Annotated in this window: 19 protein-coding genes; 8 read left to right on the plus strand and 11 right to left on the minus strand. The window is 56.6% G+C overall.

Translation table 11 applies throughout. The features are described 5' to 3' along the window. Window positions 1-28 precede the first annotated feature (28 nt). On the minus strand, window positions 29-886 hold the full coding sequence (locus AMUC_RS12430) for a L,D-transpeptidase (RefSeq protein WP_012420797.1): 858 nt from the start codon (window positions 884-886) through the stop codon (window positions 29-31). A gap of 10 nt (window positions 887-896) precedes the next feature. Then, window positions 897-2,414, minus strand: coding sequence for a cellulose synthase family protein (locus tag AMUC_RS09425; RefSeq protein WP_012420798.1), 1,518 nt, complete (start codon window positions 2,412-2,414; stop codon window positions 897-899). A gap of 134 nt (window positions 2,415-2,548) precedes the next feature. On the opposite strand from AMUC_RS09425, the gene AMUC_RS09430 reads away from it, so the two are divergent. Both AMUC_RS09430 and AMUC_RS12130 read left to right on the plus strand, forming a co-directional pair. Further along, window positions 2,549-3,439 (plus strand): hypothetical protein, encoded by an 891-nt coding sequence (locus AMUC_RS09430; RefSeq protein WP_012420799.1) that lies wholly within the window; start codon window positions 2,549-2,551, stop codon window positions 3,437-3,439. Window positions 3,440-3,465: 26 nt separating this feature from the next. After that, the gene (locus AMUC_RS12130) at window positions 3,466-3,843 is read left to right on the plus strand and encodes an ApaG domain-containing protein (RefSeq protein WP_012420800.1); all 378 of its coding nucleotides are present in this window, start codon (window positions 3,466-3,468) and stop codon (window positions 3,841-3,843) included. Between the two features lie 132 nt (window positions 3,844-3,975). Here AMUC_RS12130 and AMUC_RS09440 read toward each other — a convergent pair whose 3' ends face one another. After that, window positions 3,976-7,485, minus strand: a complete 3,510-nt coding sequence (locus tag AMUC_RS09440; RefSeq protein ID WP_099421490.1) for a DEAD/DEAH box helicase — start codon at window positions 7,483-7,485, stop codon at window positions 3,976-3,978. A 308-nt stretch (window positions 7,486-7,793) separates the two neighbouring features. Between AMUC_RS09440 and AMUC_RS09445 the strand changes: the two genes are divergently transcribed. From AMUC_RS09445 to AMUC_RS09470, 6 genes are all read left to right on the plus strand, one after another. Then, window positions 7,794-8,279 (plus strand): Lrp/AsnC family transcriptional regulator, encoded by a 486-nt coding sequence (locus AMUC_RS09445; RefSeq protein WP_012420802.1) that lies wholly within the window; start codon window positions 7,794-7,796, stop codon window positions 8,277-8,279. Window positions 8,280-8,306: 27 nt separating this feature from the next. After that, window positions 8,307-9,476, plus strand: a complete 1,170-nt coding sequence (locus AMUC_RS09450; RefSeq protein ID WP_123038953.1) for an aminotransferase class I/II-fold pyridoxal phosphate-dependent enzyme — start codon at window positions 8,307-8,309, stop codon at window positions 9,474-9,476. A gap of 13 nt (window positions 9,477-9,489) precedes the next feature. Then, window positions 9,490-10,269 (plus strand): CPBP family glutamic-type intramembrane protease, encoded by a 780-nt coding sequence (locus AMUC_RS09455; protein WP_012420804.1) that lies wholly within the window; start codon window positions 9,490-9,492, stop codon window positions 10,267-10,269. Between the two features lie 43 nt (window positions 10,270-10,312). Further along, window positions 10,313-10,975, plus strand: a complete 663-nt coding sequence (locus tag AMUC_RS09460; RefSeq protein WP_012420805.1) for a YdcF family protein — start codon at window positions 10,313-10,315, stop codon at window positions 10,973-10,975. Between the two features lie 83 nt (window positions 10,976-11,058). Continuing rightward, window positions 11,059-12,636 carry a glycine--tRNA ligase gene (locus AMUC_RS09465; RefSeq protein WP_012420806.1) on the plus strand — a complete coding sequence of 526 codons (1,578 nt, stop codon included), beginning with the start codon at window positions 11,059-11,061 and terminating at the stop codon, window positions 12,634-12,636. Between the two features lie 407 nt (window positions 12,637-13,043). Continuing rightward, the gene (locus AMUC_RS09470; RefSeq protein ID WP_012420807.1) at window positions 13,044-13,874 is read left to right on the plus strand and encodes an aldo/keto reductase; all 831 of its coding nucleotides are present in this window, start codon (window positions 13,044-13,046) and stop codon (window positions 13,872-13,874) included. A gap of 356 nt (window positions 13,875-14,230) precedes the next feature. Here the strand turns inward: AMUC_RS09470 and AMUC_RS09475 are convergent, their stop codons facing one another. The 8 genes from AMUC_RS09475 to gatC all read right to left on the minus strand — a co-directional run bounded on the left by AMUC_RS09475 (window position 14,231) and on the right by gatC (window position 24,397). After that, on the minus strand, window positions 14,231-16,645 hold the full coding sequence (locus AMUC_RS09475; protein ID WP_012420808.1) for a tetratricopeptide repeat protein: 2,415 nt from the start codon (window positions 16,643-16,645) through the stop codon (window positions 14,231-14,233). A gap of 55 nt (window positions 16,646-16,700) precedes the next feature. Next, a complete protein-coding gene (locus AMUC_RS12135) occupies window positions 16,701-18,965 on the minus strand; it encodes a vWA domain-containing protein (RefSeq protein WP_012420809.1) in 2,265 nt (754 codons plus the stop codon). An 18-nt stretch (window positions 18,966-18,983) separates the two neighbouring features. Continuing rightward, window positions 18,984-19,970 carry a VWA domain-containing protein gene (locus AMUC_RS09485; RefSeq protein ID WP_012420810.1) on the minus strand — a complete coding sequence of 329 codons (987 nt, stop codon included), beginning with the start codon at window positions 19,968-19,970 and terminating at the stop codon, window positions 18,984-18,986. A gap of 6 nt (window positions 19,971-19,976) precedes the next feature. Continuing rightward, a complete protein-coding gene (locus tag AMUC_RS09490; protein WP_143245840.1) occupies window positions 19,977-20,522 on the minus strand; it encodes a DUF4381 domain-containing protein in 546 nt (181 codons plus the stop codon). Between the two features lie 87 nt (window positions 20,523-20,609). Next, complete coding sequence (locus AMUC_RS09495) at window positions 20,610-21,500, minus strand: DUF58 domain-containing protein (RefSeq protein ID WP_012420812.1); 891 nt, start codon at window positions 21,498-21,500, stop codon at window positions 20,610-20,612. A 98-nt stretch (window positions 21,501-21,598) separates the two neighbouring features. Then, window positions 21,599-22,582, minus strand: a complete 984-nt coding sequence (locus AMUC_RS09500; RefSeq protein ID WP_012420813.1) for an AAA family ATPase — start codon at window positions 22,580-22,582, stop codon at window positions 21,599-21,601. A 54-nt stretch (window positions 22,583-22,636) separates the two neighbouring features. Further along, window positions 22,637-24,049, minus strand: coding sequence for an Asp-tRNA(Asn)/Glu-tRNA(Gln) amidotransferase subunit GatA (gatA, locus tag AMUC_RS09505; RefSeq protein WP_012420814.1), 1,413 nt, complete (start codon window positions 24,047-24,049; stop codon window positions 22,637-22,639). 54 nt (window positions 24,050-24,103) lie between these two features. Further along, on the minus strand, window positions 24,104-24,397 hold the full coding sequence (gene gatC / locus AMUC_RS09510; protein WP_012420815.1) for an Asp-tRNA(Asn)/Glu-tRNA(Gln) amidotransferase subunit GatC: 294 nt from the start codon (window positions 24,395-24,397) through the stop codon (window positions 24,104-24,106). Window positions 24,398-24,405: the final 8 nt, after the last annotated feature.

Consider the following 24,405-nt stretch of genomic DNA (forward strand, 5'->3'; position numbering starts at 1 on the left):
CCGGAAAAACAGGAGGGAAGGGGAGCTTTTACCCGAGTGTATAGCGGGTCCCTCCGGAGGAACGGACGGCGGTTCTTGAATTTCCGGACGTCCTGCGGGCGACCGCCCTCCTGGAGGGAACGGATTTTTTCCCGGTTGATGCCGTTTGCTTGCGGGAAAGGGCAACGGCGGGGGGGCGGGAAGCCCTGCGGCGGTGGGAAATGACGGAGGCCGTATTGGCGTTTTCCATGCGGTCTGGAGCGGAAGCCATGACCAGCAGGGGAGAATCCTGCATTTTTTCCGCCTGGGCCAGGGCTTTCAGAGACGCGTCAATGGAACAGCGTTCGATTACGACCGGGTCACCGGTACGGAGCAGGTTGAAGGCCTCATATACGTCATTGCTCGTCATCCGGACGCAGCCGTAGGAGGCGGGGGTGCCGATGGTGCGTTCCTCCGCCGTACCGTGGATATAAATCAGGCGCGAGTGAGCGTTCCGGTTACGGGGTTCCAGGCCTTCCAGCCACATGATGCGCGTGACGATGGGGTCCCGGCCCGGAGAATTGGGCGCGACGCATTCCCCGGTGGGCTTGCGGCTTTTAAACACCATGCCCTTGGGTTGTCCGCTGCCGATTTTGGAAGCGATGCGATGGGCGCCCAGAGGAGTGCGGCAGCTTCCCTTTCTGTCTCCCAGGCCGAATTTGGAAGTGCTGACAGGGTAGGTCTTCACCACCCGGCCATTGCGCATGACGGCCATTTTCTGGTCCCTGACGCTGACGACCGCGCCGTCTTTCACGATGGCAGTGGGCTCATAATCCGGACGGGAACAGGATGCCAGGACTCCGAACACAGCGAAAGCTGCGCCGGCGAGTTGAATCAGGCGTGCTGCTTGCGAGAGAGGCGCAGGCATGGGAAAGGCGTCAGTTCTTGGCTTTGGCAGTTTGCTTGGCGGGCAGCAGGTTGGAAATCATGCGGCCCAGGGAACAGAAACCTGTGTAATAGAAACCCAGGAAAGGAATCATCAGGATGGGGGAAAGGTAATGGCCCTGGCGGATCATGATGATGATCAGGTTCAGGAAGAAAGTTCCGCAGGCGATTTCCAGAACGGGAATGACGACGGATTTAATAGCCCGGTACCCGTTGCGTTTGAGCTGGGAGACGTGCCGACGGTCTTCCTTCCGGTCTACGCCGTATTTGGGCGTGCGGACGAAGGCGGACTGATGGCCGAAGATGGCTTCCAGAACAGCCTTGGCGTTGTTGACCGCCATGCCCACGCTCAGCGTGAGAAGGAGGGGGAGGTACGGCAGTTCCTTCCACCAGGATTTGGGACGCACCACGATTTGGGCGCTCATGTAAAAGATGCAGACGGCCACGCTGGTCATGAAGAACAGGGCCACATTCACAAACCACATGAAGACCGTTTCATTTTCCGGAATACGCTGCGTGCAGATGGGGTACACCAGGAAGCAGAGCAATGCCAGGAGCAGATAGGAATAATTGCAGGTGAGGTGGGTGGTGGCTTCTACCTTGGCTTTAAGGGGGGCATTGGAGCGCCAGATGTCCAGCAGGATTTTCTGGCAGACCTGAATGGAACCCTTGGTCCACCGGTGCTGCTGGGACTTGAACCCGTCCATGTCCACGGGAAGTTCCGCCGGGGTAACGACGTCGTTCAGGTAGATGAAGCGCCAGCCCCTGAGCTGGACACGGTAGGAAAGGTCCATGTCTTCCGTCAGGGTGTCATGGGACCATCCGCCTGCGTCGCCGATCACGCACTTGCGCCATATGCCGGCAGTGCCGTTGAAGGTGAAGAAGCGGCCGGAACGGTTGCGAGCCGTCTGTTCCATGGCAAAATGGCCGTCCAGGTACATCCCCTGGATGCGGGTAAGGAGATTGTATTCACGGTTGATGTGGCCCCAGCGGGTTTGAACGAGGCCCACGTTTTCATCCGTGAAGAAATGGATGGTTTTTTGCAGGAGATCCGGTTCCGGAACGAAGTCAGCATCCAGAATCAGCAGGAATTCCCCCTTCGCTACTTTGGTAGCCGCTTCCAGCGCGCCTGCCTTGAAGCCGGTGCGGTCCGTGCGGTGGATGCAGACGGCGTCAAAGCCGCGGGACTTTAATTCCTCCACCTTGCGGTAGCATTGTTCCGTGGTGTCGTCTGTAGAATCGTCCAGAATCTGGATTTCCAGCTTGTCCTGCGGATAATCCAGAGCGGCTACGGATTCCAGAAGGCGGTCCACGACGAACTTCTCATTGAACATGGGGAGCTGGACCGTCACGACGGGCAGTTCCTGGAAGCGTGCTTTGGGCTGGGGCTTGTTATTACGGTTCTTCCAGTACAGGTAAACGATGCTCAGGCGGTGGAAGCCATATCCTGCCAGGCCGACGAGGACCAGAAGATAGCACAAAAGCCAGATAAAATTGTAATTTAAAGACATGCAGGGGGTACAAAGGGGGTTGGTATCTTTTTGCGTCAGGGAAGGGGGATTTCCTTGACGTGACGCCCGTATAGGACACCATAGGGCGAGAGTCAAGACATATTCCGTTTTGCTTAACCTTTTTGAGTGTTGTTATGAAGAGATTGTATCTGCTGGCCGCAGCTGTATCCGTCACGGGGGGAATGGCGTTTTCCGCTCCACAAGAAGATGCCCCGGAGAAGGAGGCGGCAGTACTGGATGTGCAAACGCCGCCGTCCGGCAAGCAGGACCAGCCGGCCATTCCGGAACGCCTGCTGGACGACTCCCACATGAATGAGGAGCTGGGCATCAACGAATTTACCGCGCCGTCCATCCGCAAGATTTTTGAAGATTTGGAGGGGCTTCCTGAAATACCGGAAAAGGTGGCCTTGCGCGCACGCCCGGAGCGGCCTCCCATGGACCGCTGTTCCCTGGCTCTCCAGTTGGGCGGCATGATGGCGGACGGCTTCGTAATCGTGCAGTGCGGCAAGATGAATGAGGTGAAACCCATTGCTCTGGATCTTTCCAGCTATGCAAAGGCCATTGGCGCCGGAGAGAGGGTGAACCGCCACGCCGCCAGCCTGCTGAAAAATGCGGAAGACGGGGATTTGAGCAGTTTCAAAAACAACTTGGCCCTTATTCAATCCGATGTGGAACAGGAACTCGCCTCCCTGAGGGATTCCGATATGGCGAACCTGATCGGCCTGGGGGGATGGATACGCGCCCTGGACGCCGCTACCGCGGCTCTGGATAACAAATTTGCGGAGGACAAGGCGAAAGTCATTTTCCAGCCGGATGTCCCGGAATATTTTCATTATATTCTGGACGGGGTGGAGCCGGAAATGAAGGAACGCCGGGACATTGCCAAAATCATGAACCTTCTGACGGTCTTGCAGGAGCAGATGACGCTGGCTCCGGACGCCAAACCCGACAAGGCCGGCGTGGAAGCCATCCGCAAAACGACGCTGGAGTTGCTCAAGGCGGCTCTGGCCCCTGTGGAATCATAATTCCTCTCTCCGGCAGGCATACATCTATGGTTCTTCCCCTTTTGACCAGTCTGGAAGTGCGTCTTACTCCCCGCAGCCTGTACTTGCGGAATGAAAAACTGGAGCGGATGATTCGGGATGATGGCCGCATCCCGATGCCTTACAACGTAAGCATCCGCAATGCGGGAGACGGCGCCGTGCGCATCATCGGCAAAAAGTGGACCGTCCGTTCCCATGAAGACGGCACCCAGGTGATTGAAGGGGATGAACTGTTCGGTTCACGCCCCCTGTTGTGCCAGGGACAGATTTTTGCGTTCAACGGCCTTCAGATGCTGCGGTTGCCGGCGCGCATCCAGTTGACTCTCCTTGTCCGGGACGAGGCGGGAATCCTTTATCATACGGATCCCGTCAGCCTTAAATGGTGAAATAAAAAGCCCTGCAATATTCATGCAGGGCTTTTTTCTGGATAAGGGATAGAGGAAGAATCTGAGGATAAAAGTCTATAAGTTAATAAGACTGTTCCTTAATTCCTACTTCCTCTAATTGTTGCTTTCGAGCTAACCTTCTTCATCATCCCCGTGGTTGAGGATGAAGTTCAGATCGTCAATGCCCAGGCTGGAGGTAAACCCTTCGTCACCCAGCACGTTGGCGACGAGCTGGTTTTTCTGATGCTGGAGAATGCGGATTTTTTCTTCCACGGAATCCTTCGTCAGAAGGCGGTAGGCGATCACCTTGTTTTTCTGGCCGATGCGGTGCGTACGGTCGATGGCCTGGCTTTCTACGGCCGGGTTCCACCACGGGTCATATAGAACGACATAGGAGGCAGAAGTAAGGTTGAGGCCGGCGCCGCCGGCTTTCAGGGAAAGCAGGAAGACGGAGGGGTCCTTGGTCGTCTGGAATTTTTCAATTTCTCCGCGGCGGTCCTTGGTCTGGCCGGTAAGATAGTTAAGCGGCCTGTTTTCCGCTTCCAGCCTGTTCTTGATGATTTCCAGCATGGAAACGAACTGGGAGAAGACGAGCACTTTGTGCCCTTCTTCCCGGAGCTGGTCCAGCAGGTAGAAGAGGGCTGTCATTTTGGCACTGTCTTCCTTGGCGTATTTGGGATCCACCAGGCCGGGGTGGCAGCAGATCTGACGCAGGCGCATCAGGCCCTGCAAAATGGCGAAACTGTTCTTTTTGACGGATTCGTCCGAATCCAGGCCGAGCAGGGCCTGCTGAATGCGGCGGAGTTCCGCCTTGTACAACTGGCTCTGGATGCCTTCCATTTTGGCGTACACTTCTTCTTCCGTCCTGGGAGGCAGGTCTTTTGCCACCTGGGATTTGGTGCGGCGCAGCAGGAAGGGTTTCAGGCGCGCGGCCAGGCGGTTCTGGCTTTGCGGGTCCTTGCGCTTGTCAAAGCGCTTCTTGAAGTAGGAGCGGGAACCGAGGACTCCGGGCATGGAGAAGGCCATAAGGGACCACATATCCAGCAGGCGGTTTTCAATGGGTGTGCCGGAGAGAACGAGACGGTTGTAGGAAACGATTTCCCGTGCCGCCTTGGCTGCCTTGGAATCCGGGTTTTTGATCTGCTGGCCTTCGTCCAGAATAACCGTAAGCCATTTGATTTGGTTCAGGGTTTCCCCGCAGACGCGGAGCTGGGCGTAGTTGACCACGACCATGTCGTAATTCTTCTTGATGTCTTCCAGATTGGCCTGGTCCTTGCTGCGGATGACGAGGACGCGCACGCCTGGCGCAAATTTTTCCGTTTCTCCCGCCCAGACGTCCAGCACGGATTTGGGGCAAACAATAAGAACCGGAGGGATGACGACTTTTTTCTTGGATTTGTTTTTGCGGGCGAATTCTTCACGCAGCCAGAGGACGTAAGTGATGGACTGGATCGTTTTACCCAGGCCCATGTCATCCGCCAAAATGCCGCCGAACCCGTTCGTGGCAAGGTAAGCCAGGAAATGGAACCCTTCCACCTGATACGGGCGCAGGGTGGCCTGGAGCTGGGAGGGAACATCCGGCTTGACGTCGATCTGGATTTCCGCGGTACGGTCCTTGATACGTTTCCATGCCTTTGGATCGAACACTTCTGCGGCTTTCGGGTCCGCCAGCTGCATGGCGTGCATGCGGTGGGTTTCTCCGGAAAGATCGAAGGGGTCCAGGCCCAGGCGGGTAACGGCGTCGCGCTGGTCATTGTCCAGTTTAATTTCCAGGCGCATCCATCCTCCGTCGTCCATGCGGACGTAACCGCCTCTGGCGGCGACCAGGGCGCGGATTTGCTCCTTGGAGAGCTGGACGCCTTCCACATCAATGACGATGCGGAGGTCAAACCAGTCGATTTCCTGGTTGACTACTTCAAACCGCACGGCGGCGGCCACCGGATCCGCCAGCAGCGTCTTGAGTTTGTCGTCCATATTGACGGTCAGCTCTTTCGGAAGCTGTTTGGCCCATTCCGCGAATTTTTCGGGGAACTGGCGGGTGACGCGGGCCTTGAACGCGCCCACCTGGGGATCATAGGAAAAGCCCATTTCTTCCAGCAGGCCGGGAATGGGATAAAGGTGCTCCCGGATGAAGCGCAGCAGAACTTTGTTCTTCATGGGCTCCTGATGGGATACGTCCCAACCGTCCTTGCCGAGTTTTTCCGTGCGGTAGCCGGAAGCGTCCCTGGCGCTTACTTCGCAGAGCACGTGTTCCGTTTCCGCAGAGGTGAGGCCGCGGACGATTTTCATGTCAAAGGTGCCGCGCAGGTCGATGTCCACCACGCGGTCTTCCATGCTGGGGGGCAGGGAAGCGCCTATTTTACGGAGGAATTCCACCCCTTCAAGGCTGTCGATGACCTGTTTGGGAATGGAGTAGCGGGGTTCCACTTCCGTGCTTTCCAGCCAGCGGGGGGGGCCGGGAAAGACGGTTTCGTCAGACTGGTACAGTTCCTGCTGCCCCGGAAGCTGCCGGACGGAGTGGGAGACGTTGATGCCGGTGGAAGTTGCAAGCTGAAGAGCGTAGCAGTCCGGTTCAATGGGATCGTCCTGGCAAATCCATTTGAGCGGTTCGTCCACCACTTTGAAATAGTTTTCATCAAGGTTCACCAGGTAGCCTTTCAGGGCGGGCTGGTGGAAAAGTTTGTTCATCAGGGCGCATGCGGCTTCCTGGTCCAGATCCAGCGTCAGGGCGTCTTCCGCACGGGCGTAGTCGGACAGGGAGACGAGCAGGATTTCCGTCTGGGCGTCCATGCGTACGGCAGCCCGTTCATGCAGATTTTCCAGATGTTCCAGATCCTGTTTTTCCCGGACGGGAATCCAGTCCTGCTTCAGGGAATGGCGGTATTCGAAATGTCCCTCGTTAATAGTGGAAACAAGCCTCATGAACAGTTCTCCGCGGGGCGGCTGCGGGGGGCGTTCATTCACGGATTGGATGCGGTCGTACCAGGTGCCGACTTCACGGGAGCGCTCCCATTCATGAATCTTGCGCTGGACCTTTTCCAGATCCGTAATGGATTCCATGAATTCCGGGTAGGGCAGGCGTTTCTTGTTGAAGGCGTAAGCAATGTAATTCCAGAATTCGAGGATGTTTGTGGGAGGCACGGGCCACAATTCCAGCGGGTCATAGCTGACGATTTCCCATCGGGGATTCAGGCGCACCATATCATGGTCGTGAATCTCCTGTTCAATGGCGAAACGGCGGTAGCGCTTTTCCAGTTTGCTGACATAGTCCGCTTCCTTGTCGTCCAGTTCGCGTCCCAGTTTCTCTTCCAGAATATCCAGAAGAGGAACATCATTCAGTTCGTTCGGGGATTCCGGAAGGTCCTGGCCACGGTACATGCGCTCCAGCATGGCGGCATACATGGCCGCTCCGGCCAGATCCTCGTCTTCCGTGGAACATGCTCCGAACCACCTGTTGCCCTGAAGGCGCAGATTCACGCGGTGCACGCCGTATGTGTCTTCCACGCGGCCCTGAATATATAAATGATTGCCAAAAATTTGCGTGACTGCGCCATCTTTCTGGAGCTTCTCGCCGCGCAGCCGGATTTCTTCCGGAAAGGCATTGAGAAAGTTCAGAGTAGCCCTATCCGGGTTAAGTGCCATGCTCATAATATCAGACTGTCATATAAAAATTGGAAACAAACGTTCCCTGTCAAGGGACGCTACAGGTCTATGCACTTTACTATGGCACAAAAAGCGGATTAGAGCAACTATTCTCTGAAAATAATTCCAAAGGTTGTTTGTGATGATGTTTACGATGTTGAATGACAAATTGTTATATCTATATGAAGAAGGCCGGTTCTTGAAGAAAACGAACATATTTTATCATTTTGGAAAGAAAGGATGTCAGTCTTGCGTAATATGGTTCTTGACAGGTTCGCCGTAAAAGCGTCTTTTATGCCTGAAATTTTATGTCCTCTGCATCACTTCTACAGTTACTGGCGACTCAAGCCCGCTTGAGCGATGGCGAATTGGCCGAACGTCTTGACATGACTGAAGAAGCCGTGCGAGCCCAGCGGGAACAGTGGGAGAAGGAAGGCGTCATCCTCGGATACCAGGCCGTGGTGAATGAGGAATATGAACACGACAGCAAGGTGGCGGCCTTCATTGAAGTGAAAATGACGCCTGAACGCGACGGCGGTTTTGACCGCCTGGCCATGCGCATTTCACGGTTCGACGAAGTTTCCTCCTGCTATCTGGCAAGCGGCGGTTTTGACCTGCTGGTGCTGGTGGAAGGAAAAAGCATGCGGGAGATTGCCCGGTTTGTGGCGGAAAAACTCTCTACGCTGGAAGGGGTGTTGTCCACTTCCACACACTTCCATCTGAAAACCTACAAGAAAAACGGTTGTGTGTTTGAAGCTCCCGTGCAGACAGAACGCCTGGCTGTCGCTCCGTAATTCTCTGCCGTTAAGAAAGGAATGATCATGAATTGGCAGAACAAAATAGCGGAGCAGGTAAGCTCCATACCCCGTTCCGGCATCCGGGAATTTTTTGACCTGGTCACGGGACGCACGGATATCATCTCCCTGGGCGTAGGGGAGCCGGACTTCGTGACGCCGTGGAATATACGGGAAGCGGCCATTTACTCCCTGGAAAAGGGGCACACCTCCTACACTTCCAACTATGGGTTGGAATCCCTGCGCCGTTCCATCGTCAAATACGTGGACGGATTCTTCCATGTCAACTACGACCCCCTGCGCGAAGTGCTGGTGACGGTAGGCGTAAGCGAAGCCATAGATCTCGCTCTCCGTGCCATTCTGAATCCGGGGGACGAGGTTCTTTATCACGAACCCTGTTATGTCTCCTATGCCCCCAGCGTCAATATGGCCTACGGCGTAGCTACCGCCGTGCCTACAAGCAAAAGGGATCTTTTCGCCCTGAACCCGGAGTTGCTGGAAGCGTCCATTACACCGCGGACCAAGGTGCTGATGCTCAACTTCCCGACGAATCCGACCGGAGCGGTGGCCCCTGTGGAAACCCTTCAGGAAATTGCCCGCATTTGCATCAGGCACGACCTCATCGTGCTGACGGATGAAATTTACAGTGAACTGCGTTATGACGGCAAGCCGCATGTTTCCATAGCTTCTCTGCCGGGGATGAAGGAACGCACGCTCCTGCTGCACGGATTTTCCAAGGCATTCGCCATGACGGGGTTCCGGCTGGGGTATGCCTGCGGTCCGGAACCGCTTATTTCCGCCATGATGAAAATTCATCAGTATTCCATGCTCTGCGCCCCCATTACTTCCCAGGAGGCGGCCATTGAAGCATTGGAAAACGGGACATCCGCCATGTTGAAGATGCGGGAAAGCTACCGCCAGCGCCGGGATTACCTGGTGAAGCGCCTTAATGAAATCGGCATGGACTGCCACCTGCCCGGCGGCGCGTTCTATGTCTTCCCGGACATTTCCAGATTTGGCTTGACCAGCAAGGAGTTTGCCACCCGGCTGCTGATGGAAAAGCAGGTGGCCGCCGTACCGGGGACCGCCTTCGGCGCAAGCGGAGAAGGCTTCCTGCGCTGTTGCTATGCGACCGCCTTTGACCAGATCAAGGAGGCCTGCAACCGCATGGAACATTTCGTGGAAACTCTTTCCTGACCCGGCAGTGTTCATGAACTCCGTGACGGAGGCGCTGAAAACAAAGGCGTATGTGGTGCCGTTTGCGGTATTCATGGGCTTTACCCTGGTGTGGCAGTTTGGCGTTCCCTTGCTGGAATGGGACCACCCGGCCGCACCCTGGTGGAGAAGGGCGCCGGAACAATGGCTGTATCCCGTTCAGGCAATCGTTTGCTTTGCCCTGGTTTTCCGGTGGAGAAAGGCCATTGATTGGGATTGGCGGTGGAAACCCGCCGCCTGGGGAATCCTGTTCGGCGTGCTGGGTATCCTGTGCTGGCTGGCCCCGACCATGATAGCGGACCGCCTGCCCGGAGGGGCGGATGCCTGGTTTGGGCATCCCTCCTGGCCCTGGTACCGGTATCTGCTGGGAATTGACGCGCGCCCGGATGGGTTTGAGCCGGGCGTCGTCTTTCTTGCGGGTTCCTGGAGCTGGCTGGGGGCTCTGGTGCTGCGCTTTTTCCGTGCCGTGGTCGTGGTGGCTCTGGTGGAGGAACTTTTCTGGCGCGGCTATCTGATGCGCCTGATGGTGAACCCGGACCATCCCTGGAAGGTGCCGTTCGGCACCCATAGCTGGAAGGCATACTGGGTGACTACCCTCTGTTTCATGGCGGTACACCAGCCTGTGGACTATTGCGGCGCATTCGTTTACGGTTCCCTGGCGTATCTGCTTGCCGTCTGGCGGAAAAACCTGTGCGCTGTGATCATGATGCATGCGGCGGCGAATGCGTTGCTGGGATGGGCCGCTCTGGAATGGGGTAAATACGGATTATGGTGAATCCGGCGTTTACAGAGAGGATTTTCTTAAGTACATAAAGCCGATGACTCCAGAGGAAGCCATAGCAATTTTATGGGATTACCATCACGTGAAGCAGGAACTGCGTCCGGCGGAACTCATATTCATTCTTGGTAGCAATGACATAAGGGTGGCGGAATATGCGGCGGAACTTTATGCCCGGAAGCTGGCTCCCCTGTTGCTGTTTTCCGGCGGAATGGGGCGTTTTACAGGGGAATGGGCCGTACCGGAAGCGGAACTTTTCGCAGAGGCGGCTATGAAAAAGGGAGTGCCGGGAGACTGCATTCTCATTGAAAACAAATCCACCAATACGGGAGAAAATGTCCGCTTTTCCCGTGCTGTCCTGGAAAAAGCCGGCATCCCGGAACCATCCAGCATCATCGCCCTTCAAAAGCCCTATATGGAACGGCGCACGCTGGCTACGCTCCAGGCCCAGTGGCCGGAAGTACGGGTGGCGGTCAGCTCCCCTCCTTTCTCGTTCAGGGAATATCTGACCAGGGAGCTCCCGCAGGATCTGGTTGTTTCCGCCATGGTGGGGGACTTTCAAAGGATACTGGAATATCCTAAACAGGGATTTTCCACGGAACAGCCTGTGCCTCCGGAGGCGATGGCGGCATTCCGCACGCTGGTGGAAGCGGGGTATGGCTCCCAGCTGCTCAAGGGTGTCCCCCTTCCTTGGAATTCTTGAGAAGACACGCTTTTTGCTTTTACTGAATGCTGATTGCGGGCATCAATACAACCCGCATAGCCAACCCAATTATATAACTTATCATGGCAGACAGAACCAACACAGACCCCGCCCGAATGGAAAAAATCGTGAGCCTCTGTAAAAGGAGGGGATTCATCTTCCAGTCAGCTGAAATTTACGGCGGTCTGAACGGTTGCTGGGACTATGGTCCCATGGGGGTGGAGCTCAAGCGCAATCTGAAAGAATACTGGTGGCGTAAAAATGTGCAGGAACGCGAGGATGTGGTCGGCATGGACGGTTCCATCCTGACGCATAACTCCGTACTGGTGGCTTCCGGCCATGTGGGCGGATTCTCCGACCCGATGTGCGATTGCCTGTTGACCAAGGAGCGTCTGCGTGCGGACCAGGTCCCGGCCCAGAGCGGCATGGGGTTTTTCTATACCGGAGCCGCCAAAAAAGACGGTTCCTGGAATATTGAAAAGAAGTACTCCGTTCTGGTGGAATCTGAAAAACAGGCGGACAAGGCCCGTAAGACCGCGGCTCAATATTATGCCCAGCTGGCCGGCAAGGATGCCTCTTACAAGGATATGGAGCTGAAAGGCGAGTGCATGGAAACCGTAACGGATTCCACCATGTACAATCCTGCTAACGGTTCTCTGCTGACGGAAGCCCGTGAGTTCAACCTCATGTTCAAGACGACCATTGGAGCTACCTCTGATGAAAACGATCCCAACGCTACGGGCTGGCTGCGCCCGGAAACGGCCCAGTCCATTTTCTGCCAGTATAAGAACATTCTGGACAGTTCCCGCGTCAAACTGCCTTTCGGAATCGCCCAGATCGGAAAATCTTTCCGCAATGAGATTAATCCGCGGAACTTCACTTTCCGTTCCCGCGAATTCGAACAAATGGAAATCGAATATTTCTGCCGGCCGGAAGACGGGCTGCGCCTGGTGGATGAATGGCTGGAACACCGTCTTTGCTTCTATGACGAAGTGGGGGTTCCGCGCGAACACATTCATATTTTGGACGTGCCGGACGGCGAACGCGCTTTCTACTCCAAGAAAACCTATGACCTGGAGTATGAATTCCCCTTCGGCATCCAGGAACTGGAGGGCATCGCCTACCGGACGGATTATGACCTGAGCTGCCATCAGAAAGGTTCCGGCCGTCCTCTGGAATATTTTGACGAAGAGACGCGGGAGAAATTCATTCCCCATGTGGTGGAGCCTTCTGCCGGTTGTGACCGCACCATTCTGGCCATTATCTGCGAAGCTTACGATGAAGAGGAACTGGTGGACGACAAAGGTAAAAAAGACGTCCGCACGGTGCTGCGCTTCGTGCCCCGCATGGCTCCGATCAAGGCGGCCATCTTCCCTCTGCTTAAGAAAAACGGGGAACAGGTGCGTATTGCCCGGGAAATTGAAAAGACGCTTCAGCCGTGGATGTCCGTCTTTTATGATGAAACGGGAGCCGTCGGCCGCCGTTACCGTCGTCAGGATGAAGTGGGTACTCCTTTCTGCATAACCGTGGACTTTGAAACTCTCGGGGAAAATGATGCTTCGCTCAAGGGGACGGTGACCATTCGCCACCGCGACTCCATGAAACAGGAACGTGTTGCAATTGAAGACCTGCTGCATTGGCTTATTGCCCGCATACGTTGATGTTTTTTCAGCGGCTTTGATGCCGAAATTCCTTCAGAGCCGTTCCGTTGACAGCGGAACGGCTTTTTATTTTCAAAACAGCAGTGAAAAAAGGGGGCTGAAAAACCGATACCGGGCGTGATTTTTCCAGAAGAGAGCCCGTTGTTCCGGAGTCGATATGACTGGAGGTCTGTGCGTTTTTTTGATGCTGCTATGCACGGCTGGGAATGGATATTTCTTATATGTTTACTGGAAGCATATGGAATGAAAATTCAATGAGAGTTATTGACGTCCCGCCAGCAAAAGAGGGAAAATGACGGGTGAGGCGGTTCAGGAAAAACGTCCTGATTTTTGAGCTTTTTTTTATCCTCTGCTGTCAAAGGTTTGTACGGCATGGAATGATGCGATCAGGTAGAAAGAAGATATTAATGATGGAACATTCAGTAATTTTTCCGGACCATCGGAAGGTTTGCGCCCTGGGGCAGGGAACCTGGAAAATGGGAAAGTCAGCGTTGAGGGAAGCCGATGAAATAGATGCTTTGCGCGCCGGCATTGAGCTGGGCATGAGCGTAGTGGATACGGCGGAGATGTATGGCAACGAGGAAATGGTGGGAGCGGCAATCCGCGGTTTGCGCGACCGTGTTTTCCTGGTTACCAAGGTGTTGCCCGGCAACGCCAGCAGGACAGGAACCAAAGCGGCCTGCGAACGGAGCCTGAACAGGCTGAAGACGGATTACGTGGATTTGTTTCTGCTTCACTGGGGAGGTCCCCATCCCATTGAAGATACGGTTGCTTCAATGATTGAGCTGCAGCAGGAGGGAAAAATAAAAGCATGGGGCGTCAGCAATATGGACGTTCCGGAAATGGAGCGGTTTTACGCCGTCCCGGGAGGAGTTTCCTGCGCCGCCAACCAGATTCTTTATAATCTGGCCCATCGAGGTGTGGAGTACGATTTGCTGCCATGGTGCCGGGAACGCCACCTTCCCGTGATGGCCTATTCGCCTGCGGATGAAGGGCGGCTTTCCCGTAATCCGGTGCTGATGGAGATTGCGCAGAAGCATGAGGCCACCCCGGTGCAGATTGCCCTGGCCTGGATTTTGCGCTGCCCTGGAATGATTGCGATCCCCAAAGCCGGTTCCGTCACGCATGTGCAGGAAAATTACCGGAGTTTGTCCATCAGGCTGACTGCGGAAGATGTGGATTTGCTGGATGGGGCTTTTCCGCCCCCGGTCAGAAAGGTGCATCTGGATTCCTGGTAAACCGTGATGCCGTCCGGCAGTTGGGGAGAAGCGGGACGCGCGGATTTTCCTGCCGCATCAGAATTGTTTCAAGCCTTTCATCTGTCCGGGATGAAAGGGCGCCAGCGGGTAATTTCAATACACGCACGCCTTGTGGGTAGGGTATTGGCTTTTTGTTCATGCGGCCGGGGAATCTTCTGACGCGTTTCCGGAAGGGGACTTCCCGGTTTTTCCCTTTGAACAGAGGATGTGCCGTTTTCCGGTTCCGGCTTCTTCAGTAGGGAAGAAGATTGAATGCGGCTGAAAGAAAGCCGCCCTTCCGGGAATACGGCATTCCGGAGAGGCGGCTCCAGAGGAGGAGGCGGGATAATAAAGCGCTACAGCGGCTGAGCGTCCGTCCTGGGTATCCAGACGGGCGTGTTCTGGAAGGTGCTGGCGTAGTACCAGGAGCCGCGTTCCGCGCGCAGGATGAGCGGGGTGGATTCCGGAAGGGTGATGAGCGCAGGGCTGTTCATGTCCGCCGCATGTCTGCCGGGCGTTTTTTGGGTAACGACCAGTAACCGATCTGCCGGAATGGATTCCGGGGTTTCCGGGTACATGATGTAGTTCATGACAGCCGCTACTGTGACCAGTCCGCTAAGGGTGGCCAGGATGGTCAGCAGGGCCCCGTGTCTGCGGGTAACGGTCAGCAGGGCCAGGAAGGTGAGCATGACGGCTCCGGACAGGATGGAGATGGGGCCGAGCGTATCATGGCGGATGTAAGTGAGCCACTGGTTTTCCGTGGTGTTGGCGGGCAGGATGGCGCCCTCCTTGCGTTCGATGAATAGCAGGTTGTATTCAGCTTCCGTGAAGTACGGGGAGAGTTCCAGAGCACGGCGGTAATTGAGAGCGGCCAGACCGGGTTTGTTCATGCGGTAATAGGAATTGCCGATGCCGAAACAGGCGTAGGCGCGTTCTGCCTTGGAAAGGTTCATATTGCCGCTTTCCTTGCTGAAATAGTCAATGGCTTTGGCGTACTCTCCCTGTTCATAGGCTTTTACACCCAGGTTGTCCGTTTCCGACGCGTTTCCGGTTGCTCCTGCCAGGGACATGGCCAGTACGGCGGCCATCATGAGAACGGGAAGCTTGGCGATGGCTTTTTTAATAGCCTGGAGCATGTGCTGGCGTTCCGCGTGCGGCAGTTCTTCCGAAGATTCCGAAGGCTTGAATGCCCTGTCGTCCCGGAGTTGAAGGATATCTTTCATTTTTTCATTCTGCTTGGAAGGCGGAATATAGGATTCAATAAAGTTGCCGGCGGCACGCAGGAATTCCGTGGAGCTTGCCTGGCGCGGAGTGGAAGCGAGCCTGCGGAAGGCTCTCATGCGTTCCCTGGCCGTGAAGCTTTCCTTCCGGATTTTCCGGATGTAGCGGATCAGAGCCATTCCCAGCAGGATGACGGCGGGGATGTAGGCCAGGAAATACCACCCCCAGTGAGCCGGAGCGGTAAGGGCGTTCATGACGGTGGCGGGCATGAGCCCGTAAATATCCGTCATTTCAGCTACCGGAATGGTGCCTGCCGGGGGAGGCGTGGCGGGAGCGGCACCTCCGGCCGCCGTTCCAGTAATGGCTGAGGCCTTCCATTCCAGGGGAATGGGGGCTGTGGTTACGGTTTTGTACTGTTGCGTGCTGGGGTCAAAAAAAGTGAGTTCAAAGGGAGGGATGGCATCCGTTTGGGCAACCGGACGCATCATTTGCTGAAATTCCACGGTTCCCTGGATGGAGCGCGTATTCTGGCCCGGGTCCAGCTTGTTGGGAGGATAGAGTTTCCAGTTGGAGGCGTCTGTGAGGGCCGGGCAGGCGATACTGTGGATATTGCCTGTTCCTGTTACCCTGATTTTAACAGTAATGGGTTCATTGGCACTGAGATCCCGCGCATCCGTGGTGGAGGAGATGCGGAAATTCCCTACGGCATTGGTGAAGGAAGAGGGAGCTCCCGGGGGGAGTTCCCGGGCTGTGATTTTCACTTCCGGAATGGCCATTTCCACCAGTACTTCCGAACGGATGAAGTTGGCGATGAGAGGGTCCGCCTCCGGCAGGGCGGCGCGTGCCGTGACAGTGCCGGACGCCGTTACCTCCCCGGCGCGCAGCGGGAACAGGGTGCTCTGGAAGGTCATGACATTCCAGTTGACGCCTTTGTAAAGTACAGAACCGCGAGGCTGGCCGCGGAGCAGTTCCACCAGCGTGGGTTCAAAGCGCCAGGTAGCCAGGTTGGAGGTGGTGATGGCGGGCGCCGTGTATTCCAGAATGTATTCCGGGGCGTAAATTTTCAGTTCGCAGCGGTCCGGCTGGTGGACATAGGGTTTCTGGTTGTCCACATGCCACAGCATGCCGTACGGGACTGCTGTGCCGTTCAGGTTCAGCGTATTCCATTTGATGGCGCTGTAAGGGTAGACAGTCAGCGTCTGGGGAAGCGTGGTATAAGTGCGGCCATTGTTGGCCTGCAGGGTCAGGGAAGGGATTTCCACGGTGCCCACTTCGTCCGGCGTTACTTCAATGGCCATCAGGAAGGCGGATTGGTTGGGAGACCCCGGCCAGCGGATGTAGTTGCCCTGGCTGACCCAGCGCAGGCTGGCGCCCTTTACCCGGGGAAGCGGGTCCTGGCGGGCGATGCTTCCGTCTGTCAGGATGATGAAGAGACGGGTTTGTTCTCCCGGCACAACGGCATCGGACAGCCAGGTGGTAACCACCTGCTGAGCCATAAGCGTGACAGTCATGCAGAAGAAAAGCGAAAGAATGGCGAGCAGTTTTTTCATCTTGTTTTGCGGGATATGTTTAAAGGGGTGGCTTCGCGGATGCGGGCGGAACGGGTTAGTAATCCTTATCCGGAGGAATTTCCGGAGAACGCTGGGGAACGGGGCAGCCGGGTTCAATGTCCCTGCGTTCCATCAGGATGGCTCTTGCTTCCCTGCGTTCCTTTTCCTCCCTGCTTTCCTTTTGTGCGGCTGCCGGAACGGGCTTGTTATCTTCCGGCTGGGGCTGCGGTTTTTCCATTCCGGACGTTTCTGGCAGCCTGTCTTTTTCCGGAGAGGAGGGAAGCCGGGCGTTTTTCATTTCATTTTCGTCCCTCTTGCCTTCCTTGGTTTCGGCGTTATCCTTGTCTTGGTCCTTGTCTTGGTCCTTGTCTTGGTCCTTGTCTTGGTCCTTGTTCTGGTCCTTGTTCTGGTCCTTGTTCTGGTCCTTGTTCTGGTCCTTGTTCTGGTCCTTGTTCTGGTCCTTGTTCTGGTCCTTGTTCTGGTCCTTGTTCTGGTCCTTGTTCTGGTCCTTGTTCTGGTCCTTGTTCTGGTCCTTGTTCTGGTCCTTGTTCTGGTCCTTGTTCTGGTCCTTGTTCTGGTCCTTGTTCTGGTCCTTGTTCTGGTCCTTGTTCTGGTCCTTGTTCTGGTCCTTGTTCTGGTCCTTGTTCTGGTCCTTGTTCTGGTCCTTGTTCTGGTCCTGTTGTTTTTTCTTCTCTTCTTCCAATTTCTTCTTTAATTCTTCCAGCTGCCGGCGGTATTCGTCCAAGGATTTATCATAACGGAGCATTTCCTCCTTGTTGGACGCTGCTCCTTCATGGGAACCATAGGCAGAGAGCGCATCGTCAAAACGTTTGACGGCCTCTTTAACATGTTTTTTCGCAACGGGTATTTTTGCCAGCCGGGCATCAATTTCCTTAATTTGGTCGTCAATGGAAGAGAGCCGGGCTTGCTGCTGTTCCCCTTCCGGCCTGGAGAAAGTCATGGTCTTGCGGGCCTGGGCGGCTTCCAGGTTGCCAAGGTTGAAGTGGGAATCCGCCTGGAGGGCTGGTTTGGGAGAAAGGAGCGCCTGGGAGAAAGCTTCCGCGGCTTCTTTGGGGTTATCCGCTTTTTGTTCCAGGCATCCTTTGGCGAATTCCAAGGCCTGGCGCGTTTCTTCCGCCAGGTCGGGAACAGCGAGCATTTCATCAATGGATTTGACGGCTTCTTCCGTTTTTCCCGTCCGGATCAAATCCGTGACATTGTCCAGGGCGTGCGTGTCCGCCTGCGCTTCCTGGCCCAGCAGTCCGGCGCAGAATAACGCCGCAGCAGTCAGAGATGTCATACCGCGGCGTCCGGAACGGCGGAAGGAACGCCAGCGTGTTCCCGCCAGAAGGGTGAGGAGCAGGCAGATGAGGGCCGGAACGGCAAAGGTGATGTAGCGGTCATTCGGCACGCGGCGCACTTCTTCCTTGCCTTCCGTGGTATCCAGCCGGTCCGCGATGTCCTTGACGAAGCGGTTCAGCGCCGCTCCGTCGGAGAGTTGGACATATTGGCCTTCCGTTTGCCTGGCCAGGTATTGCAGGCTTTCCGGATTGAGCTTGGAGACGACGTGCTGGCCACGACGATCCCGGTACAGGCCGGAGGGGGATTGCTCATCCGGAATAGTGGTACCGATAGTAGTACCGATACCCGCTGTCACGATGATAAGCTGGTGCTGCCGTGCGGCTTCCGCAGTCTTATAGGTGATGTTGACGGTGTCTTCCCCGTCGCTGAGGATGACCAGGGCGTTTTTGGCGTCCGCTTCCTTGTCCCGTTTGAAGGTTTGAAGGGCCAGCCGCACAACGTTTTCCAGGTTGGTTCCCCCTTGGGAGACCCAGCCGAATTGAAGTTGTTCAATGGTTTCTTTTAATGCGTTATGGTCATGGGTAAGGGGCATGAGCAGGACGGCGTCTCCGGAGAAGATGATGATGCCGAAGTTGTCCCCCGGCAGGGCGTCCAGCAGGTCGTAGGCGGCGGTTTTTGCCCTTCCCAAGCGGGTCGGGGAAGCATCCTTGCTGAGCATGGAACGGGAGCAGTCAATAGCAATGAGGATGTTGCGCGATTTGGGGATTTCCTTTACCTCCGTGTAGCCGTCCACCGGGCGCGCAATGGAGAGGATGGCGAAGATGGACGCCAGCACGGCAAAGATGACGGGGAGCACCCGGTGCCAGGTGGCCGGAGCGTGAACCAGTTCCCGCCGGTATTCCGGCGAAACGAGCACTTCCCATTTTCTGGAACGGCGGCGCCACAGCCACCAGGCCGCCGCTGCGAGCAGGACCGGGAGAATGAGCGCGTACAGAACGTTGGGATAAAGGAAAGTCATGACGGGTGAAGATCGGTATTACGGGGCGGGGGCCGGTTTGAGCACTTGCAGGGAGAGGCCCAGAAGCGCCAGCGCGGCTCCCGTTACAAGGAAGTACATGAAGTATTCTTCAATGTGGCGGACGGTTTGCACTTTGGCCTCGCTTTTTTCCAGCTTCCCGATGGAGGTGAACGCTTTATTGAAGGAGGCCATATTGGTGGCCCGGAAGTGTTCTCCGCCCGTGAGCTGGGCTATTTTCCGCAGGGTTGGTTCGTCAAATTCACTTTGCACCACCATACCGTTCGCCAGGGTTCCTTCTTCCGTGCCTACGGCAATGGTATAAATTTTGATACCCAGCTTGGCCGCGTTTTCCGCCGCCACCAGCGGGGATATCTGGCCGGAGTTGGAGGCACCATCCGTCACCAGGATGATGATTTTTGATTTGGTTTCCTTACGGTCGTCCAGCCGGGTGGCCGCCGCCGCAATGGCGGAGCCGATGGCCGTGCCGTCCGCCTGGATCATGCGCGGATGGAAATCCCGGATGATGCTGTTGACCAGGGCGTGGTCCAGCGTGAGCGGACAGAAGGATTTTGTTTTCCCGGCAAATCCCACGATACCGATGCGGTCGTCCGGACGGCTGTCAACAAATTGGGTGATGACGTGTTTGGCTGCTACCAGCCGGTTGATGGGCATTCGGTTGAGAACCATGTCCGGCGTTTCCATGGAGTAGGAAAGGTCAAAGGCGATCATGATGTCAATGCCGTTGACTGTCCGGAAGGTTTTATCTTCCACGTGCTGGGGGCGCGCCAGGGCGATGGCGATGGCGGCAGCCGCCAGAACGAAGCAAAGGGCCCCTATTTTCCCTGCCAGGGATTGCGGAGTGCGCGCCAGGGAAGCGATGAAGCGCACGGTGGGGTAGGTGATGGAGCCTTCCGCCCCGCGCCTGCGGCGGAGGATGATGAGGCACAAGATGAAGGGTAAGGCATAAAGCCATTCAGGTTGTGCAAATTGGAAGTGTTCCGTCATGGTATGCTAGCGTTGGTTGAAGCGGGATGAAGATTTTTTGACGACAAGGTCCGTTTCTTCCTTCGTCCGGTGGGCATCCGCTTCTATATCATTGATGAGTTGGACCGTAGCGTTCGCCAATTCGTTGACCATGGAATCGTTTTCCGGGGTGTCCGGTTCATATTTGAGAGAAGCCATGCGGTCCAGCAGATCGCGCGTGGGGGCCTGGAGTTCGGAAGGCAGCGCTGTGAGCGCGTCTGCCCGGCGGTTGAATTCCTGCTGGGTTTCATATAGTGCCGGGTCTTTGGTTTCTCCTACCAGGTATTTGCGGAGGATCAGGGAAAATTCCACGGCGGCCTGCCTGAGGGAGGGATGCGTGTTCCGGAGCATCGAGATGTCCCGGATAGCGGTTTCCGACGGGCTGAGCGGCGCGGCGGGGATGCGTCCCTTTCTGCGGATGAGCACGATGACGGCGATAGCGACGGCCAGAAGGATGGAGGCCAAAATAATCCAGATGCCCCACGCATCCCAAAAGCCCGCTTGGAAGTAGGCATCCGGGGATTGTGTTTCCATCAGGGAGGGAAACGCCGGCGGTTCCGGAATTGCCGTGGGGGGGGGCTGAAAGGTGGCGGGGGGTGGCATGGCTGATAGAGAAGAGGATTAGCGTGAAAATTTACGGGATCTTCTGGCAAAAAGGGCCCGGAGGGGAGGCATGAAGTTGTCTGTGGTCTGCAAGTCCAGGAAGTCAATGCCCAGGCGGCGGAAATCCTGCGTCCATTTCTCGCGGTGCAGATGAACGACGTTGGCGTGGGTTTCCCGGACATCCTGACGGGAAAGGTTCAGGAACATGCTTTTGCCAGTTTCCGGATCTTTCAGGATGACGCGTCCGGCATCCGGCAGATGCAGTTCCATCGGGTCTGCGATGCGGATGGGGATGAAGTCATGCTTGAAGTTGAGCTGCCCCAGGGCGGCTTTATTGTTCTCACCCCAAAAGTCACTGATCATGATGACCATGGCCGCTTTTTTCTGGGAAAGGACAAGTTGCCGGGCTACATCGGAAATGTTCTGGTCGGCTCCATCGTTTTTACTGGCTACGATTTCGCGGACGATGCGCAGGGTCTGCTTGACTCCCTTGGCCGGGGGGATGTAATGGGAGTGGCTGTTCCCGTAGATAAGGAGGCCGCATTTGTCTCCGCTCTGGGCAGCGCTGTAGGCGAGCACTGCCGCTACTTCCGCCGCATAGTCCAGTTTGGAGACGCGGGCCGCGGAGGAGGCGTAGTGCATGGAGCCGCTGACGTCCACCGCCAGAATGACGGCCTGTTCCCGTTCCTCCCGGAAACGGCGGACAAAAGGGGAGTTCATCCTGGCCGTTACCTTCCAGTCAATGAAGCGGGGGTCATCTCCCGGCATGTATTCCCGGAAGTCGTCAAAGTCCAGCCCCTGTCCGCGGAAGCCGGACTGGTATTGCCCGGCGAAGTTTTCCGTGGCCAGATGCCTGGCGCGCAGTTCAATGCGGCGTACGCGCTTGAGAATGTCTGAGGCTTTATCCATGAAATGATTTTCCCTGTTTGGGTTCAATCAGGTTCCGGCAAGGCGCCCCTTGGGGCCTGAAGGATAAGGGCGGGCGCGGAAGCGTCCGCCTCCTGCTGTCACGGCACGGGGACTTTCGTCAGGATGTGGTCGATGACGTCGTCCGTGGAAATGTTTTCCGCTTCAGCCTCATAAGAGAGCAGGATGCGGTGGCGCAGGATATCGTGGGCCAGGTCCTTGATATCCTGTGGAGTGACGAAGGAACGATGGTGCATGAAGGCATTGGCGCGGGCCGCCAGAGCCAGGTTGATGGTAGCGCGGGGAGATGCCCCCGCGCGGATGAGACCGCGCAACTTCACGTCCACCGTTTCCGGGAAGCGGGTGGCGCGCACCAGATCCACGATGTAGCCGCGCACGGCGTCGTCAATATAAATCTGGTTTACCAGGTCGCGGGAGGCCGCCACCTGTTCCGGCGTGGTGACCGGGGAGGTTTCCGGCGGTTTGGCGGAGCTGGCCATGAGGTCCAGCACCTGGAGTTCTTCTTCGCGCGTGGGGTAGGTGACCAGCACCTTGAAGAGAAAACGGTCAAGCTGGGCTTCCGGGAGCTGGTAAGTGCCCTCCTGGTCAATCGGGTTCTGCGTGGCAAGCACCAGGAAGGGGTCCGGCAGGCGGTAGGTGGTTTCACCTAGGGTTACCTGGCGTTCCTGCATGGCTTCCAGCAGGGCGGATTGCACTTTGGCCGGGGCGCGGTTGATTTCATCCGCCAAAATGAGATTGGCGAAGATCGGGCCTTTTTTGGCTGTGAACTGCCTTTCTTCCGGATTATAGATCATTGTGCCCAGCAAATCCGCCGGAAGAAGATCCGGCGTAAACTGGATGCGGGCAAACTGTGCATGCAGCGTGCCCGCCATGGCTTTTACGGAGAGCGTCTTGGCAAGGCCGGGCACGCCTTCCAGCAGGACGTGGCCCTTGCAGAGGAGACTGAGGATTAATCTGTCCACGAGCGCCTGCTGGCCGATGACCACCTTGCCGACTTCCGTTCTGAGAGCAGAAATCCACGATGAGTTCGCGGCGATAATTTCGTTGAATTCTCGGGTGTCCATGATTCTGATAGCGGGTGAGACAGTATGCCGGGCACTTACGTTGAAAAAATCCTATTATTTCCCAAGGGCAAATCCGGTTTTCAACAGGAGGTCTTCCCGGAAATGGGGAGCCATCATCTGAAAGCCCACGGGAAGTTCCATGCCGCTTTCCCTGACGGTTCCGCAGGGAATGGACATGGCGGGGAGGCCGGCCAGGTTGGCGGGGATCGTGTAGATGTCCGCCAGATAGGTCTGGAGGTGATCCAGCGCGGAATCTCCGATTTTGGGAGCGGGAGCGGGCGAGGTGGGGCCTACGATGATATCCACCCTGGAGAAGGCTTCCGCGAAATCTCTGGCGACCAGGGAGCGGACTTTTTGAGCGCGGGAGTAGTAAGCGTCATAGTAACCGGAGCTGAGCACGTAGGTGCCCAGGATGATGCGGCGCTTGACTTCCGGCCCGAATCCCTCTTCACGGGTGCGTGAGAAGAGTTCCACCAGTCCGGCGGCGTCTTCCGCCCTCTTTCCGTAGCGCACGCCGTCAAACCGGGAGAGGTTGGAAGACGCTTCCGCGCAGGCGATGATATAGTAGGCGGCGACGACGGCATCCGCGTGGGGCAGGTTGACTTCCACCAGCTCCGCTCCCAGGCTTTCCAGCTGTTTGACGGTGTTTTGCACTGCCTCGGAAATGCCCGGATGGTTGCCGGAGGTAAAGTATTCCGAAGGGATGCCCACTTTTAGCCCTTTGACGTCACGGCCCAGCGCAGCTTCAAAGTCCGGCACGGGGCAGTTTGCGGATGTGGAGTCTTTACGGTCGTGTCCGGAGATGGCCTGGAGCAGGATGGCGGCGTCTTCCACTGTCCGGGTCATGGGGCCGATCTGGTCCAGGGAAGAGGCAAAGGCTACCAGTCCGTAGCGGGAAACGCGCCCGTAGGTAGGCTTGAGGCCCACGATGCCGCAGTGCCCGGCCGGCTGCCGGATGGAGCCGCCCGTGTCGGAACCGAGTGCGGCAATGGCGGTAGCGGATGCGACGGCGGCGGCAGAGCCGCTGGAGGAGCCTCCGGGAATGCGGTCCGGGGCTTCCGGGTTGCGCGTGATGCCGTAAGCAGAGTTTTCTCCGCTGGCACCCATGGCGAATTCATCCATGTTCGTGCGGCCCAGCGGGATGCCGCCCGCCTCCTTCAGCAGGCGGATGGAGGTGGCGTCATAAGGAGCGACATAAGGGGAAAGAAGGCGGGAGGCGCAGCGCGTCGGCTGGCCCAGGACATTAATATTGTCCTTCACGGCGATGGGGATGCCAGCCAGGGGGCTGGAAATATCCGCTCCGGCCGCGGCGTGGAGGGCTGCTTCACGGTCAAAGGAGATGTAGGCGTTGGTTGTCCGGTCCGCCTCAATGGCGTCCGCCGTCAGGTTGACCAGTTCGGCAGGGGAGAGTTCCTTGCGGCGCAGGCGGTCACGCCACTGGGCCAGGGTGCCTTGAATTTTTGACATGAGAAGGAAAGGGTAAAGACGGTTGAAAGGTGAAGGGAAAAGGAAGCGGGAGGATCAGGCGGATTCCACCACCTTGGGCGTGCGGAATTGCCCCTGGGACTGCTGGGGGGCATTGGAGAGGGCTTCTTCCTGGGTGAAGCCGGTTTCAGGAATGTCTTCGCGCATCACGTCCATTGCCGGGAGAGGATGGTTCATGGGGGCGATGCCCGTGACATCGTAGGATTCCAGCTTGGTGATATAGGCCAGGACTTTGTCCAGATCCTTGGAGAAGAGAGCTGTTTCTTCCTCCGTCAGGTCAATGCGTGCCAGCTTGGCAATGTAGGCTACGTCTATTTGGGGCGTGCTCATGGTGTAAT

Source organism: Akkermansia muciniphila ATCC BAA-835, assembly GCF_000020225.1.
In the GTDB taxonomy this organism is placed as follows: Bacteria; Verrucomicrobiota; Verrucomicrobiia; order Verrucomicrobiales; family Akkermansiaceae; genus Akkermansia; species Akkermansia muciniphila.